At 38.2% G+C, this 15,934-nt stretch carries 10 protein-coding genes and 5 pseudogenes; 9 read left to right on the forward strand and 6 right to left on the reverse strand.

The genetic code is table 11. From position 1 onward, the window contains the following. Nucleotides 1-7 precede the first annotated feature (7 nt). Nucleotides 8-472 (forward strand): GyrI-like domain-containing protein, encoded by a 465-nt coding sequence (locus tag WG932_RS20545; RefSeq protein WP_149393050.1) that lies wholly within the window; start codon nucleotides 8-10, stop codon nucleotides 470-472. A gap of 27 nt (nucleotides 473-499) precedes the next feature. On the opposite strand, the gene WG932_RS20550 is transcribed toward WG932_RS20545, so the two are convergent. Then, nucleotides 500-1,012: a hypothetical protein gene (locus tag WG932_RS20550; RefSeq protein WP_483085226.1), complete on the reverse strand. Its 513-nt coding sequence runs from the start codon at nucleotides 1,010-1,012 to the stop codon at nucleotides 500-502. A 156-nt stretch (nucleotides 1,013-1,168) separates the two neighbouring features. Here WG932_RS20550 and WG932_RS20555 point away from each other — a divergent pair, with 156 nt between their 5' ends. Continuing rightward, nucleotides 1,169-1,465 (forward strand): hypothetical protein, encoded by a 297-nt coding sequence (locus tag WG932_RS20555; protein WP_014019764.1) that lies wholly within the window; start codon nucleotides 1,169-1,171, stop codon nucleotides 1,463-1,465. Between the two features lie 56 nt (nucleotides 1,466-1,521). On the opposite strand, the gene WG932_RS20560 is transcribed toward WG932_RS20555, so the two are convergent. The 3 genes from WG932_RS20560 to WG932_RS20570 all read right to left on the reverse strand — a co-directional run bounded on the left by WG932_RS20560 (nucleotide 1,522) and on the right by WG932_RS20570 (nucleotide 5,353). After that, nucleotides 1,522-2,766, reverse strand: a complete 1,245-nt coding sequence (locus tag WG932_RS20560; RefSeq protein WP_483085227.1) for a PepSY-associated TM helix domain-containing protein — start codon at nucleotides 2,764-2,766, stop codon at nucleotides 1,522-1,524. A gap of 718 nt (nucleotides 2,767-3,484) precedes the next feature. Further along, entirely contained in the window at nucleotides 3,485-4,168 is a 684-nt protein-coding gene (locus tag WG932_RS20565; protein WP_483085228.1) for an energy transducer TonB, read from the reverse strand. A 159-nt stretch (nucleotides 4,169-4,327) separates the two neighbouring features. Beyond that, nucleotides 4,328-5,353, reverse strand: a complete 1,026-nt coding sequence (locus WG932_RS20570; RefSeq protein WP_483085229.1) for an ABC transporter ATP-binding protein — start codon at nucleotides 5,351-5,353, stop codon at nucleotides 4,328-4,330. Nucleotides 5,354-5,625: 272 nt separating this feature from the next. On the opposite strand from WG932_RS20570, the pseudogene WG932_RS20575 reads away from it, so the two are divergent. From WG932_RS20575 to hemH, 5 genes and pseudogenes are all read left to right on the forward strand, one after another. Further along, nucleotides 5,626-6,560, forward strand: a pseudogene (locus WG932_RS20575) (hydrogen peroxide-inducible genes activator). Nucleotides 6,561-6,729: 169 nt separating this feature from the next. Beyond that, nucleotides 6,730-8,123: pseudogene (locus WG932_RS20580) on the forward strand (dipeptidase). 90 nt (nucleotides 8,124-8,213) lie between these two features. Beyond that, nucleotides 8,214-10,185, forward strand: a pseudogene (locus WG932_RS20585) (protein-disulfide reductase DsbD family protein). A 291-nt stretch (nucleotides 10,186-10,476) separates the two neighbouring features. Then, on the forward strand, nucleotides 10,477-11,061 hold the full coding sequence (locus WG932_RS20590) for an HPP family protein (protein ID WP_483085230.1): 585 nt from the start codon (nucleotides 10,477-10,479) through the stop codon (nucleotides 11,059-11,061). A gap of 212 nt (nucleotides 11,062-11,273) precedes the next feature. Next, nucleotides 11,274-12,306, forward strand: a pseudogene (gene hemH, locus WG932_RS20595) (ferrochelatase). A gap of 22 nt (nucleotides 12,307-12,328) precedes the next feature. Here the strand turns inward: hemH and WG932_RS20600 are convergent. Next, nucleotides 12,329-12,895, reverse strand: a complete 567-nt coding sequence (locus WG932_RS20600; RefSeq protein WP_014019773.1) for a phosphonate degradation HD-domain oxygenase — start codon at nucleotides 12,893-12,895, stop codon at nucleotides 12,329-12,331. Between the two features lie 160 nt (nucleotides 12,896-13,055). Here WG932_RS20600 and WG932_RS20605 point away from each other — a divergent pair, with 160 nt between their 5' ends. Both WG932_RS20605 and WG932_RS20610 read left to right on the forward strand, forming a co-directional pair. Then, nucleotides 13,056-13,781 carry an HAD-IA family hydrolase gene (locus WG932_RS20605; protein ID WP_483085231.1) on the forward strand — a complete coding sequence of 242 codons (726 nt, stop codon included), beginning with the start codon at nucleotides 13,056-13,058 and terminating at the stop codon, nucleotides 13,779-13,781. 95 nt (nucleotides 13,782-13,876) lie between these two features. Further along, a pseudogene (locus tag WG932_RS20610) lies at nucleotides 13,877-15,123 on the forward strand (DUF5690 family protein). A gap of 278 nt (nucleotides 15,124-15,401) precedes the next feature. On the opposite strand, the gene WG932_RS20615 reads toward WG932_RS20610, so the two are convergent. Beyond that, the gene (locus WG932_RS20615; protein WP_483085232.1) at nucleotides 15,402-15,932 is read right to left on the reverse strand and encodes a methyltransferase family protein; all 531 of its coding nucleotides are present in this window, start codon (nucleotides 15,930-15,932) and stop codon (nucleotides 15,402-15,404) included. Nucleotides 15,933-15,934 lie beyond the last annotated feature (2 nt).

Consider the following 15,934-nt stretch of genomic DNA (forward strand, 5'->3'; position numbering starts at 1 on the left):
ATTATATATGCAAGCCCAAATAATAATGCTGAATGCCAAGCAATTGGTAGGCTTTAATAGCCCAATGAGTATCATGAGGAATAAAACCCAGGCCTTGTGGAAACGGTTCATGAAACAAAATACCATTGAATCGAGCGAATTTATTGCCATGCAGATTTATGGACCGGACTATTTTAGCACTTTTGATCCCACAAAAGCATTTCAACAGTGGGCTTGTGTGGAAGTTGATAATTTAGAACTTATTCCGGAAGAAATGGCACCTGTTCTGATTCCTGCCGGCTTGTATGCCAAGTTTAATTATAAAGGCCCAAGTACTGACCATAGCATTTATGATTATATTTACAGGCAATGGCTCCCAAAATCAAAGTATACAATAGATAACCGTCCCCATTTTCAGGTGATGGGAGAAAAGTACAGCAATACCTCCTCGGATTCTGAAGAAGAGATATGGATCCCGATTCTAAACAAATAATGGAAAGGCATCTGCTCCAAAACTAAATTAAAAGTGAGAAATGGTATTCAATCTATTATAGTTAGTTGAAGGTATACAAATACTTGAAAGCAAATCACTACAAGGAATGGTGATTTCTAAAACGCTTCCTTTTTCCTTAAAAGCCAAGCTGCCCGGTATTTCTCCGATTTTCTCAATCTCCGTGAGATTTTCTTTTTCAGTATAGGTATCATGCCCTAAATTAGCAAGACGCTTTTCTTCTTTCAATAGAATTGTGTTGCCTGACAAGGTGTAAGTTCCTTCCAAATACATGGTGTATCCTAAGAAATTTGAGCCTCCAGGAACTTTAAAACCAGTATAATTAATATAATTTCCGTTATTGCCAAAATAATAAACTTTGACATGATCAAGATTTAGTGACTCAGAATAAAACGAATTTTCCCAAGTTCCGATAAGTTTTTGACGTTCAAATTCATCTTGCTCTGCACAACTGTATATTAATAAAAGGCCAATAATTAGAATAAAATTACCAAATAGTCTCATTAATTTTGGCTTTTTCAACAGGTTTAAACAAAGCATAATAAAATAGATTAGTTAGGTCTTATAGATCAAGACGTTTAATCTTTCCTAAATGTCTTAAATTCTTTAATTACACCAATTATTTGGCGAAGCAGAAAAATAAAAGCGCTTCAATGGCTTTCAAAAATATTAAAAAACATGACCTATTTGTACCTCGTATACGCACTATTTGCCCTAAATGTAGTGGTGGGGTTCAAAATCTATTTCCAGGTAAATAGCATAATAAAAAAACATGAGCTCACCATAAAAAAACAAAGCATCAACCTACAATATACTGCCAAAGAGCTTGCCCAACTTATCGAACAAACTGATTCAGAAGCATTAAAACAGCAAATTCATAAATTCATTCGCCAAACCAAATACAATTATTGGTTGGGAAGAATTTTCTTTCTGCTATTTATTGGCATAGTGATTTATCTTTTTTTGATTGATTAACAGCATGCCCAATAACTGGTTCAAGATACCACCTACTTAAAATACGGCAGCAGAGACTAAGCCAATTGTGCTTTCTTTTTATTCTTATTTTTCGGTTTTTTCATTTTATTGATCCAAATCAAAGTACCGGTAACCGGAAGACTTGTTGCTATTAGGCAGGAAATAAAATAGAGGAGCTTAGAAAAAGACCCATAAACATTGCCCAAATGAAGGGCTTTTATGGATCCGGATATCCGTTCATTCAATGGCTTTTCCTTAAAAATATCAGCTTCCACAACTTCAGCACTTGCTACATCAAGTACCAGTTTATCTGACGCCGCCGGTGCGAAGAATCCTGCTTTTGTTTTACTGACACTAATGGTTTTACCACCATTTTTTGGCAAGCTCAGAGTATATTCTCCCTCATAATCCAACACTTGATCTGCACTGTATAAATAATCCTCAAGTGGCAAAACTTCAACCTTTTCTTGTCTCTTTTTCTCTCCTTCTCCTTTACCTTGGGCTGCCGCTGAAGGACCATGTCCTCCTACACTTCTCTCTTTATACGTTCCCAATGATTTTTGCAAGGCCTCTCTGTACCACGGAAAAGAAAAGAAGGGACCTGTCACACCCATTAGAAACAAAATGATGGCAGAATAAAAAGCCAAGGAATTATGCAGATCATGATTAATTCTCTTCCAATTTCCACTCAATTTAACTTTTAGTCCTTGTCGCCAATACTTAGCCTTACGAGGAACCCATATCACTATACCAGTCAAAACGCCAATTGTAAATAGAATTGTTGAGGCACCTGTGATATAGCTTCCCAACTTCCTGTTTTCTAATCCTTCAAAAATCGGTTCTTCGATTTTGTCTAATAATAACCAACGGTGCAGGCTAAACATGTATCCCATAAAAGTAACTGCAGCATTTTCTTCTTTGCTATTGCCCAGCATTTCACCGGTATATGGGTTAACGAAATAAGTAGTGCCTGACCTGCTTTTGTCTCCTTTTGCTCTGGCAGAGATCTGAAAGCTTCTTTCAGCATCTGAAGATATCCTTACACCTGTAATGTTTCCTTCAATCAGCTCTTTGTTCTTATCAAGCAATTCATTTGGGGAAAGCCTAGGCAAACCATCATTGCTCACTTTGTAAAGATGGGAAGCATTCCACTCTCTAATTTCAGTATTGTAAACATATATTGTACCTGTAAGGCATACTACTAAAAGTACAATTCCACTAATTAAACCCGCCCACAGGTGTATGTCATTGAGAAATTTTCTGGTTTTCTCCCACAAAGTTTTGTTTTTCTGCTTCGTCATTTTTTTGGTTGTATTGATTTTTAAACAACAAAGGAAGTAACCCTTTCGAGCTATTTCCACCATCAAATATTATTGTTTTTAAACCCGCTTTGTTCCTGCCATAGCTAAAGCTTACCTTGCTATGTTCATTCTTCAGACAGGTTTTGATATTAGACTACCTATTATTTACTTAAACAATGTTTGAACCACTAACCCAATTCCTTTCATTTAATTTTGTTGGAACTAATGGGATTGCAAATTTAAACATTATTTAGATTTAATCTAAGAAAGATTTAAATAAGCGACAAATATAAAAAATCCTCTCAATTGTAAATAAAGAATTAAAAAAAAAATCAATATTGGAACTGATTAATAACGAGATCATTAGGAGCCTATGAAATGATGGTAAGAATGCTTAAAATAGCTACTCATCTAGATTAAATAATGGCAAAAATCCTTGTTCAGCCTTCCAATTTTTTACTGAAAGACTTTTCACATCCATCAATACAGCTTCCGAATAAAAGGGAATTTCTATGGGAGGAGCTTTCTTAAATCCGAATTATTCAAATGGATTCGTAATTTGTACTGTAATCTCCAAACAGCAATGAATTGGCAGATTTTGAAGTGATTTCTACCGGCAATAAGTTGTCTATTGCATGTTCGGCTTAAAATTAAGATTGATTACATATCCCAAAGTAAAATACAAATTAACTCTAAAAATATTCCAGTTTAAATGGACTTACCCCAATTGAAAATTCACATACAAAAGCACTAAACAGTCTGTTGGTTCACCATTTAAGTATAGCGGAATCCAATCATTCGGCATCATAGATACCACCCTTAATGCCTCCGCATCTAAGGCCTTGTCTCCTGGCTTGGGAATAAAAGGACGGACCATTTCCCCTTCTTTGGTAATGGTCACCATCACACCTACTGTGCCAGTAGCTCCTTTTGCCCTTGCAGCATGTGGATAATGTATATTATTGGCTAAAAAATACAAAAACTTAGCATCACCACCGAGCAATACCGGAATAGCCCCGGTTTCTAATTTCACCAAATCCTGGTCTTTTAAAATAAATACAGCCTGAAGAGAGTTAAAGTTTTGCAGGTATTCAAATTTTTCTGTTGTGTAATTGTACTTCTGGATTATAGTGTTATCCGAATCAAAAAATTCCCAGATACCGGACCTATTGCCCTGACTAAATTGGCCCTTCACACGAAATCCCAGCTTCCCCTTGTATTTCATTTCGGCAGCGCCTTCTTTTATTTGTGAGCCTTTAAGCACATGGTAAGTAGAAACCATATTAGGATTTTTACTTTTCTCGTTTACCTTTTGAAGTGTTTGAGAGAAAGAGGAATATAACGCGGAACAACAAAATGTAATGGTAATTAATAATTTTATCCAACTGTTGGTCTTATTCATGGTTAAAAGGGCTTATTAAATCACTCAAAGTGATAACATTCAAGGCCTAAAGTAACCATATTTTTTTACATTACTAACCTCTTAGGAGTTTAATTTTTCGGCAAATAGGCCCATGCAACAAACAGCTTTTTATACCTATAAAATTATATGGCCAATATTTTAAAAAGCATCTTCGACCTTAAAAGACCTAAGGGTGAAGAAAACGTTGCTACCTAAAGCAAAAACCTTATTTGGGGATGATTTCACTAATATTGATTTACCCATGTCATCTTCTAAGGTTATCTGTTGGTGATCACCATAAAAAGAACATTGCCTCACTGTTCCTATCAGGGCTTGTCTCAAGCCTTTTTTTACTTTGACCTCTTCGGGTCTAAATAGAATTTTTACTTTATTGTTAAAAACTTTGGAACGTTCATCATCTATAAACCCAAAGGAAGTATAGAACCCATCGCTCGTAGCAGTGGCAAGTAATTCATTCCTTTTACCAAAGAAATTGGCCACATAAGAATTTGATGGACGTTGATATATATTTTGCGGCGAATCAATCTGTTGTAAATATCCTTTATGAAATACTGCCAAGCGGTCGGAAATAGAGAGCGCTACTGCTTTATCACTTGTTTCCACCAAAGCAGCTATACCGGCTTGTTTCAAGCATCTCTTAGTTTCGACTATAAGGTCGTGCTTGTACATGCCTCTCAGCTGTCTGAAGGGTTCTGACAAAACCAACAGCCGAGGCTCTGGAGCTATTGCCCTGGCTAGAGCGACTCGGAACCTATCCTCTATACCTAGCGCTTCGGGATATTTTTCAGAAAAACCATCCAAACCTAGCAATTTCAAACTCGCCAAGGCCTGCTGCTCAATTTCTTGTTTTCTCCCTTTTAAGGCTAATTTTACATTCTCTAAAATACTGAGGTTAGGAAACAGGGCATAATCTTGAAAAATCACACCGGTTGTAGGTCTATTAACCGTCAAGTCACCAAGTTTTGGGCCTGAAAATAACAATTTCCCACTGCCAAAATTTTCCAGACCAAGTATGCCTCGAATAAGGGTGGACACACCAGCGTCTTGATCACCTGACAAGACCAAAATCTCTCCCTCTTTCACCTCAAAAGAAACATTGGAAAGGATATTAACCTTGTTTGGCGCTTTTATTTTGTGTATTCCTTCCAGCTTTAGAATATGCATTGAAAACTTATGATCTTTATAAAACCTTTAAACAGTAATTTTGGATGAAACCTGTGTGTTTGGCAGCAAGACTTTTGCCAAATTGGTATATTTCTTTCCTTAAGACAGCGTTGACAACCAAAATGTAAAGTTAAGCCAAATTCTTCTGATAAGGCTGAGAAGCAGTAACAGGAATTGGATCAAAAAAATTTATAGCCAAAAAAGGATAAATACTTTAATTATTTGGCCCAAAGCTGTAGAATTTCGTTAATTCATTACCCTAAAACAACATTATGACGATACAGCAACTGGAATACATATTGGCCGTAGAGAAATTCAGGCATTTTGGCCAGGCGGCTGATGCCTGCTTTGTTACCCAGCCAACCTTAAGTGCTCAAATCAGCAAATTGGAAAGGGAATTGGACATCCTCTTGTTCGACAGGTCAAAAATGCCGGTGATACCTACAGAGATTGGAGAAAAAGTCATTGCCCAAGCCAAACGAGTGGTCATGGAAAGTAAGGGTCTCTTGGAGTTAGTAGCTGAAATGAAAGGGGAAATTGGGGGAACCATAAAAGTTGGTATTATACCTACTTTAGCCCCTAATCTATTGCCACTCTTTATTGGAAATTTTATAGAAAAATATCCAAATGTCCTGTTAGAGGTACAGGAGATGGTAACAGAAGAAATTTTAAGTAGGTTAAAAAATGATGAACTTGATTTGGGCATCGTGGTGAGTCCGCTACATGAAGGTGGAATGGTGGAAAAACCTATTTTCTATGAAAAATTTTTTGTGTACCTGTCCAAAGACCATCCCCTATTAAATCAAAAAGAAATTCCAGTTGCCGACCTTCCGGCAGAGGATTTGTGGGTTTTACAACAAGGGCACTGTTTCCGCGATCAAGTACTCAACCTTTGTGACAAAAATGTATTTCAACGAAAAAATTTCCACTATGAAAGTGGTTCCATTGAGGGGCTTAAAAACATGGTTGATCGCTATATGGGAATTACGTTACTTCCCGAACTTGCTACAGATAATCTGTCCAAGGAAGAAAAAACCAGGTTGAGACCATTTTCAGGAAATCCCCCGGTAAGGGAGATCAGTTTAATAAGGACCCGTAACTTTTTAAAGCAAAGATTGGTTAATTTGCTTTTGAAGAAATTAAGGCTTCCATGCCTGCACACATGCAATCCAACAAAGATGGGCGACTGGTTAATTTCAAATTATAGGGCAAAACCATTCAAATTGTTTTAATTTTATGGTTTAATTCAAGCCATGTGGCGGTCATTTTAAGCGTTTTCATACCGCTTTAAGCAAACTAAAATACAAGTATCGCAAAACGAATAAATATTCTGCACCCTAGTTATCCACTATGGGTATAAAACAAAATATAGCATCATGGAACTAAAAAAATACATTGAATCCAATTCCAAAAGATTTTTAGATGAGTTGTTGGACTTACTTCGCATCCCTTCAGTAAGCGCAGATCCTGCATATAAAGAAGAGGTTTTCACTGCAGCTGAATATGTCAAAAACAGCCTTGAAGCTGCCGGGGTTGATCATGCAGAAATCTGCCAAACGGATGGTTATCCAATCGTTTATGGTGAAAAGATAATTGATCCGGCTGCCCCTACAGTATTGGTTTATGGACATTATGATGTTCAGCCTGCAGATCCGCTTAATTTGTGGGACTCCCCACCATTTGAACCTGTAATCAAGAAAACCGCTAACCATCCCAATGGAGCCATCTTTGCCAGGGGATCGGCTGATGACAAAGGTCAGTTTTACATGCATGTGAAGGCGTTTGAAGCCATGCTCTCCAATGGCCAACTCAATTGCAACGTCAAATTTATGATTGAGGGAGAAGAGGAAGTTGGCTCTGAAAACTTGGATGTTTTTGTGCGAAACAATCAGGAAAAACTGAAAGCCGATGTGGTATTAATTTCCGACACTTCTATGATTTCCTTGGAACATCCTTCTGTAACCGTTGGGCTAAAAGGTCTGGCCTATATGGAAGTAGAAGTCACAGGTCCCAACAAGGACTTGCACAGTGGAACCTTTGGTGGAGCAGTAGCTAACCCTATTAATATCCTCTGCAAAATGATCAGCTCCCTCCATGATGAAGACAATCGCATTACTATACCCGGCTTTTATGATAATGTGGAAGATTACAGTGAAGCTTATCGCAACCAGCTGAACAAAGCTCCTTTTGATGAAGGGGATTATAGGAAGAAATTAGACATTAAGGAAACTTATGGTGAAAAAGGCTATACAACCATTGAAAGGGTAGGTATCCGACCAACTTTAGATGTCAATGGCATTTGGGGTGGGTATATTGGAGAAGGAGCCAAGACAGTGCTTCCTTCAAAAGCCAATGCAAAGATTTCCATGCGCCTAGTACCTAACCAAGACCATAAGTCCATCGCCAAGCTTTTTGAAGAGCACTTTAAAAGCATCGCTCCTCCGGCGGTAAAAGTTAAGGTTGTCCCTCATCATGGCGGACAAGCGGCAGTAATTCCAACAGATTCTATTGGTTACAAAGCAGCAGAAGCAGCCATAGATGAAGCCTTCGGAAAAAAGCCATTCCCACTAGAGAGGGTGGTTCTATACCTATCACTGCTTTGTTTCAACAGGTATTAGGACTTGACCCAATATTGCTAGGTTTTGGACTGGATACAGATGGCATCCACTCTCCTAATGAGCACTATGGGGTGGACAATTACTTTAAAGGCATAGAAACCATTGCTTTGTTTTTTAAACATTATCACCGCCTTTCAAATAAAGATGAATAAATAGGGAGAAAAGTAAAAGGACTTAAGGAACTAATCATTGACCTTTTTAATTACTATTGGATGTATCACCAAATAGGGTAAAACACGGTAATGAATTTCAATAAGTTAATTTTTATAACCTTAAGTTTCTTTTTCTTAAGTCTTTCATTAAGTGCCCAGGTAATTTCCCCTCCAAAATGGGACATTCAACTGGACCAAAAAATCCACAAGTGGGTGATGAGCTTACCCTTATTTTTAAGGCTGCCATCCCCACCAATTGGTATATTTATTCCAATGAGTTTGACCCAAACCTTGGCCCTTTACTCACAGAAGTAAAGCTGGAAGAGTCCAAAGGCATTAGCCTAATAGGCGGCTTGGAGGCCATAGGTTCCAAACAAAAATACGATGAGATTTGGGAAGGGGACATCACCTATTTTGATAAAGAAGGACTGTTTCATCAGAAGCTTATTCTAAATGAGGAAAATGCAGTTATAAAAGGCACATTGGAATACCAGATGTGTTCTGACATTACCAATCAGTGCATAAATTATCAAGAGGATATCAATATCTCGTTAGGGGAACCTACCTCAAGTGAAACCACATTCCAAGCTGATTCGGAAGAAATAACTTTAGAACAACCGGAAGAATCCTTGATAGGATTTATGTTTATTGCCTTTCTGGCAGGCCTGGCAGCGCTATTGACCCCTTGTGTTTTTCCTATGATCCCTATGACAGTAACCTTCTTTACCGGAAGAGGTAAAAACAAAATGGAGGGTTATAGGAATGCCTTTATTTATGGCTTTTCAATCATTGCGATATATACCATTGCCGGCACATTACTTGCAGCCATCCAGGGGCCTGAATTTGCCAACTGGCTATCAACCCATTGGCTTCCAAACGTATTCTTTTTCGGGGTATTTATCTTCTTTGCATTGGCCTTTTTAGGCTTGTTTGAGATCACACTTCCAGCAGGATTTGTAAACAAAATGGATGCCCAGGCAGATAAAGGAGGCATGCTCGGTATTTTCTTTATGGCATTTACTCTGGTCTTGGTTTCTTTTTCTTGTACCGGCCCAATTGTAGGTTCAATTTTGATAAGTTCTGCTGGAGGTGCCTTGGTGAAACCCATATTAGGTATGTTAGCCTTTTCTTTGGCTTTTGCATTGCCCTTTACCTTATTTGCTATATTCCCGGGTTGGTTAAATTCTCTTCCTAAATCAGGAGGCTGGTTAAATTCAGTAAAAGTGGTCCTGGGCTTTCTGGAACTTGCTTTGGCCTTTAAGTTTCTTAGTGTTGCCGATCAGGTTTATCATTGGGGAATTTTGGATAGGGACATCTATTTGGCCATCTGGATAGTGATTTTCACTTTATTAGGCTTGTATTTGCTTGGTAAAATACGACTTCCGCATGACAGCCCCTTGGATTTTATTAGTGTGCCCAGATTAATGTTGGCCATCGCCACTTTTGTATTGGTGGTCTACATGATCCCGGGGATGTGGGGTGCACCTTTGAAAGCCCTTAGTGGATATTTACCTCCACTGTCGTCTCATGATTTTGACCTGAGCAAAATCAGTCGCCAAAGTTCTGAGAACGAACTTGATGAAATTCCTAAATACGCTGATTTCCTTCACTTCCCACACGGTATTCAGGGTTACTTTGATTATGACCAAGCCTTGCGGGCAGCAAAAGACAAAACAAACCCTTGTTTATAGATTTTACCGGGCACGGCTGTGTCAATTGCCGGGAAATGGAAGCAAGGGTATGGTCAGATTCCAGGGTGCTCAAACGTCTGAAGGAGGATTTTGTAATGGTAGCCCTCTATATTGACGAAAGATATACCTTGCCGGAAGAACAATGGTACACCTCTACCTATGACAATAAAGTCAAAAAAACCATTGGAAAACAGAATGCGGATTTTCAAATTACACGCTTTAATAATAACGCACAACCTTATTATGTGATTTTGGATCATGAAGAGGAGTTGCTAATTAATCCAATTGCTTACGAAACGGACATCCAAAAATTCATAGACTTTTTGGATAAGGCAAGTAAGGAGTTTAAGCATAGAAAAGATCAAAATTAATAATTTCATCACCTTAACATGAGCTACTCTTAAGCCATCCATTGTCTGGATGGCTTTTTTATTGGAAAGCACCGATGGAAACCGAGGGAGCCATATAAAATTATAGGTTAACCCTGATTTTGAAGCGATTTCAGCATGTAATAGTCCGTCTTTTCCATATTTTGGGGTAAACTATAGGCCATTAATTTTCAACAAACATTGTTCGAAATCTAACTATTGGCCAACTTTGCCGGCCGAAAGTCATTTTAGTTAGCAATGAGGAAGTTTAAGAAGGGTATTCAAAAGGTCAAAATGATCGCCTATAAAGAAACCAGCCATCAACCCATAGACAACCTTTGGTCATTTTGTGGTGCCTTTATAGGCATAGGTGCAATTGGTATGCTCCAACAATTTTTTTACCACATTGAAAGTGAAGATCAGTTGTTTTTAATTGGTGCATTTGGCGCTTCTTCCGTATTGCTATTCAGTGCCTCCAATAGCCCGTTGGCCCAGCCAAGGAACACATTGTTTGGTGGCACCCTTTCTGCATTCGTGGGCGTTTTGACCTATAAGTTATTTCATTTGGAGGAATTTATTTGGCTGTCCCCTGCATTGTCTGTTGCTTTGGCGATCTTGGTCATGCAATATACCAAGACCTTGCACCCGCCCGGAGGAGCCATTGCCCTGATCGCCAATATTGGTTCTGATGAAATTAAAGAAAAGGGCTTTTTATATGTTCTCAACCCTATTTTCAGTGGCCTAATGGTTTTGCTTCTCGTCGCTCTGCTTTTTAATAACATCTCAAAAAATAGAATATATCCCTATCGGGATGTAAACATTAGAAAACTAAGTTACTATGAAAAGCTATTCAAGTGGAAAATAAAGAATTCCTGTTAAGCCTCTACCATTAATACAAAATATTACTAAAAGTATTACAGAGGGAGAATAAGGATAAAGCAACCTCAAAAAGTAGGCAGGCTTTAAAATTCATTGATTGACCTACTATTCCTTAACTTTTACTTTCTTTATATGGGCAAAGTTGAATTCTATTGGTATTTTCTAACAATAGCCCGTATTTTTGGTTAGCAAAACGGACAATTAAATAAAACATGAATAAGAGCAAATCCAAAACAGGCATTTTGTTGGTCAATTTGGGAACCCCTGACAGCCCTGAAACGGGAGATGTAAGGAAATACCTAAGAGAATTTTTGATGGATGGAAGGGTTTTGGATATCCCTTATCTATCAAGGTGGATGCTGGTCAATTTTATTATTGCGCCGTTTAGGTCTCCAAAATCTGCCAAGGAATACCAAAAGCTATGGACAGAAAGAGGTTCACCTTTATTATTTCATACCGAAGACTTAAGGGACAAGTTGGTTCCCTTGCTTGATCAGGAAAAATACCAGGTTGAAATTGCCATGAGGTACCAAAGCCCAAGCATTGAAGATGGTTTGAAAGCCCTAAATAAAGCCAACGTACAAGAAATTGTGGTTTTACCTCTTTTCCCTCAATATGCCTCTGCAAGCAATGGGTCTGTCATAGATAAAGTAATGGAGCTTGCTAGAGAATGGCAAATAATTCCAAGCATACGCTTCATTAGTAATTTCGTCGAACACCCATTATTTCTTGAAGCTTGGGCGGAGTTAGGCAAAAAGCAAATGGCTGAGGGGATTATGACCGTTACTTGTTTTCTTATCACGGGCTGCCTGAAAGGCAAATTTTAAAAGGTGCGGTCGATGGATATTGCCAACTAAATGGAAAATGCTGTGCAAGCTACCATAAGAAAAATAGGTATTGTTACCGGGCACAAAGCTTTCATACCACTCGTTTGATTTCGGAAAAACTTCAACTGCCAAAAGAAAAAGTGCTTACTTCTTTTCAATCCAGGCTTGGAAAGGATCCATGGATCAAACCTTATACAGATGAACTGATAAAAGAAATGGCAGCGGACGGTGTAAAAAAGGTAATGGTTTTCTCCCCGCCTTTGTGGCCGACTGTCTGGAAACCACTGTAGAGGTAGGAGAAGAATACAAAGAGCTCTTTATTGAGCTAGGTGGCGAAAAATGGGACTTGGTACCAAGCTTAAACTCAGAAGAAACTTGGGTTGAATGTGTAAAAGACCTTGTCACCACAGAAAAATAATACAGTTGTGGCCTTGGAATGATTAAGACAATATCTCCAAGGCCATTTTTTTATAGGCATCAAGCTTTGGTACAGGAATCCCTGTTTCTTTTGCCTTTTCATCCCATTCCCTCATTTTCAAAATGAGTTTATGCTCCGGATCTGCTTCAAATTCCCGAGCCTCCTTAGCGCTCATAACTCCTCCTTGAAAATTTAAGGTTTGCTTACTGGCTTCAGACAATTTCTGAAAGTATACGGGATTTTTAAAAGTAAGGTACCTTTTGGCCTCCACATGACTTTCCACCAATCTGGCCACTTTTTCAGGAAAACCTAGTTTTCGCAGGTAATCTGCACCTAGTTTTTCATGATCCATAACCCCATACCCATCCATTTGTTCCAATTCTTCTCTTTGGGAGAATAGATGTCCCAAATCATGAAAGAATGCAGCTAAAATCACCTCTTTGCCGTAACCCTCTTTCTCTGCCATTTGGGCTGCCTGGCTCATGTGTTCAATTTGAGAAACAGGTTCACCAATATAATCTGCATTTCCAAAGGATTCATATAAGGAAAATATTTCATTGATCTTGCTTTCAGTGGTAGGGTCTGTCATGGTCTGATTGGTTTATGCTGAAATTAAAAACTTTCTTTTATTTCGGCAATATTGAACTAAAAAAATTAACCCATGTAACTTCCCCTGTTATTAGGTTACCGATAATTTTCATTATTTTAAGACATTGAAGTTTAATAGGAGACTAAAAAATGCTTAAATCATGAAAACCCCTATCAAATTGGCTGTTTTTGATATGGCAGGAACCACAATCAACAACAATGCAGTGGTTCCTCAGCTATTATTAAAGGCATTTTTATCCAATGGCTTTGATCAACTCAATTTAGACCTCGTAGACGAAAAAACGGGATTTGCGATTCCTGAAGCAATTCGCCAAATACTCTCAGCTCACCCTACCTACTATAAAGCCTTATCTGAAGCAATGGCTGAAAAGATTTATGAAACCTTCAAGCAAGAAATAGAACACCATTACAAGGCCAAACCTGACATTTCGCAAATTGAAGATGCCATGGAGGTTTTTGAGGCCCTCCAGCAATTGGGAATAAAAATTGGCCTGAATACCAACCTGGACAGGGCCACGGCAAATCTACTTTTAAAGGGTGTTGGCTGGGAAAACCATCCACTTATCGACATTACTGTCTGTAGCGATGAAGTTGCCAAAGGTCGTCCCTATCCGGACATGATCCTACGTATGATGGCATCATTAGGAATTGGTAGTCCTACAGAAATCATAAAAATAGGTGATACCATGGTGGATATATTGGAAGGACAGCAATCTGGATGTATGATGAGTATTGGTATCACCAGCCCAAGATACAATTATGATAAACTCATGCGTGCAAATCCTACACATATCGTCAGTGCGCTCTATGAAATTATACCGCTTGTAACCTCGGTATTCACAAAAATTCCTGAAGAAAATAAATGATTCATTTCCCTTCGCTTTCTAAAAGGTTAAATGCAGCTCACCCCATACTGATGAGCACCTTTGTGGCATTAATGGCTTTTATGACCTATAGTAGCATGTATGCTTTTAGAAAACCTTTTGCCGCTGCCACTTTTTCCCAAGAAGAATGGTGGGGAATAGATATTAAGGTATGGCTAATTCTTATGCAAACATTTGGGTACATGGCCAGTAAGTTTTATGGCATCAAACTTATCTCGGAATTAGACGGAAAAAAAGAGGACTTTTGATCGTTTCCTTGGTAGGTATTGCCTGGTTGTCCTTGTTAGGTTTTGCACTTCTACCTGCTCCCTTTAATATCTTTTGTTTTCTGCTAAATGGGTTTCCACTTGGACTGATTTGGGGCTTGGTTTTTCATTACTTGGAGGGCCGAAGGTTTACCGAAATGATGGGTAGCATATTGGCTATCAGTTTCGTTTTTTCATCAGGTTTTGTAAAGTCCATTGGCAGGTATTTATTGGTTGATTGGGCCATAGACCCATATTGGATGCCTTTTATCACAGGGGCTTTGTTTGTTCCATTCCTTATCTTGGCAGTATTTTTCTTGGACCATACTCCTTCACCCAATGAGAAGGATGTGTCTTTGAAGACTGAACGAAAGTCCATGAATAAATCTGAACGACAAGCATTTTTTAAGAAATTTAGCTTTGGTATAGTACTACTTGTCTTGGTTTATATGGCTCTGACTGCCTTTAGAGACATAAGAGATAATTTCGTGGTGGAAATATGGAAAGAGTTAAAAGTAGGACTGGCTCCGGAACTTCTTACCCAAACAGAAATTCCCATCACCCTTCTCCTATTGCTTATGATGGGTTTACTCGTTTTAGTAAAAAATAATTTCAAAGCGCTATTTCTTTACCACCTGATCATAATCTCTGGTTTGATGTTGGCAGTAATTTCAACTTTTCTGCTTCAACAAGGTATGATGAGTCCTTTTTATTGGACGGTAGGTACAGGTACAGGAATATATATGGCATATATTCCCTTCAATTGTCTTTTATTCGACCGCTTATTGGCGGCCTTCAAATATGTTGGAAACGTTGGATTCCTTATGTATTTGGTGGACAGTTTTGGCTACTTGGGCTCTTGTAGTATCCTTATTTTCAAACAGTTTGGAAACTGGGAGGCAATGAGTTGGTTTACCTTTTATTCAGAAGGACTAATACTGGTAATGACTTTATGTGCCTTGGTCATGCTAGTCAACGGATTTTATTTTTATAAAAAATTGAAGCAAAATTCATCCATCAATCCATTGGATATGCCACTAGAAAACCCGTCCATTCAACCTTTAACGATTAAAAAATAAAATCCCTCCTATTTTTTTATACCATTTACTCGTCTTTTAAACAAATACCAATAACCAATCGGAAAAATTAGGGCCTTCAGCCTCCACTGATTTTTCTCATGGAAAGAAAGCTTATCAGTTTTGCTAATCTGTCTGTAAAAAAACTGGCCATAATCAAATGGCCCAACACCACAATCAACAATAGACTATAAAATATCAGCTCATTCATTTTTTAAATCGGGGAAGGATTGGTGGAACATTTCTTTGGTAATCAATATAAGCATCACCATAAATTGCAATTAATTTTTTTCTTCATAATAAACTCCGAGTGGGAGGTAAAGCAACAAAGCCATTAAATGAATCATTGAAGCGAAATTAGGAACATAAAGGAAATAACCTAAGAAAATTAAAATCAAAGCTAAATACAATGGATGTCGCACATGGCTATACCAGCCACTCAGAATCAATTGCTCTTTTTCGTTTAAGTCATCATGGGCATGCCAGCCTATAAATCTTCCCAAGGAAATTCCTTTCATACTTTTGACGGCTATAATGGTGCCAAGGGTCGCCAACATATAGCCGAAATAGGTACTGGAATCTGAAGGCCTATAAACCCAGTCCGGGACAATACTTCCTGCATAAACAAAAAGCCCCAAAAATAAGAATGTGGCCAATGTACTATAAATTAGTCGGTACCATATATAATAAGCACCCATCCAAAGCTTGAATTTTCTTTTTATATTGAGATTTGCCAATAGGCTATGGATTACATAAAACACGATCCATCCTAGAGCTAAAGTAATATATTCCATAAAGTTTCGAATATCCATAT

This window comes from Cyclobacterium sp. SOCE241 (genome assembly GCF_056867545.1).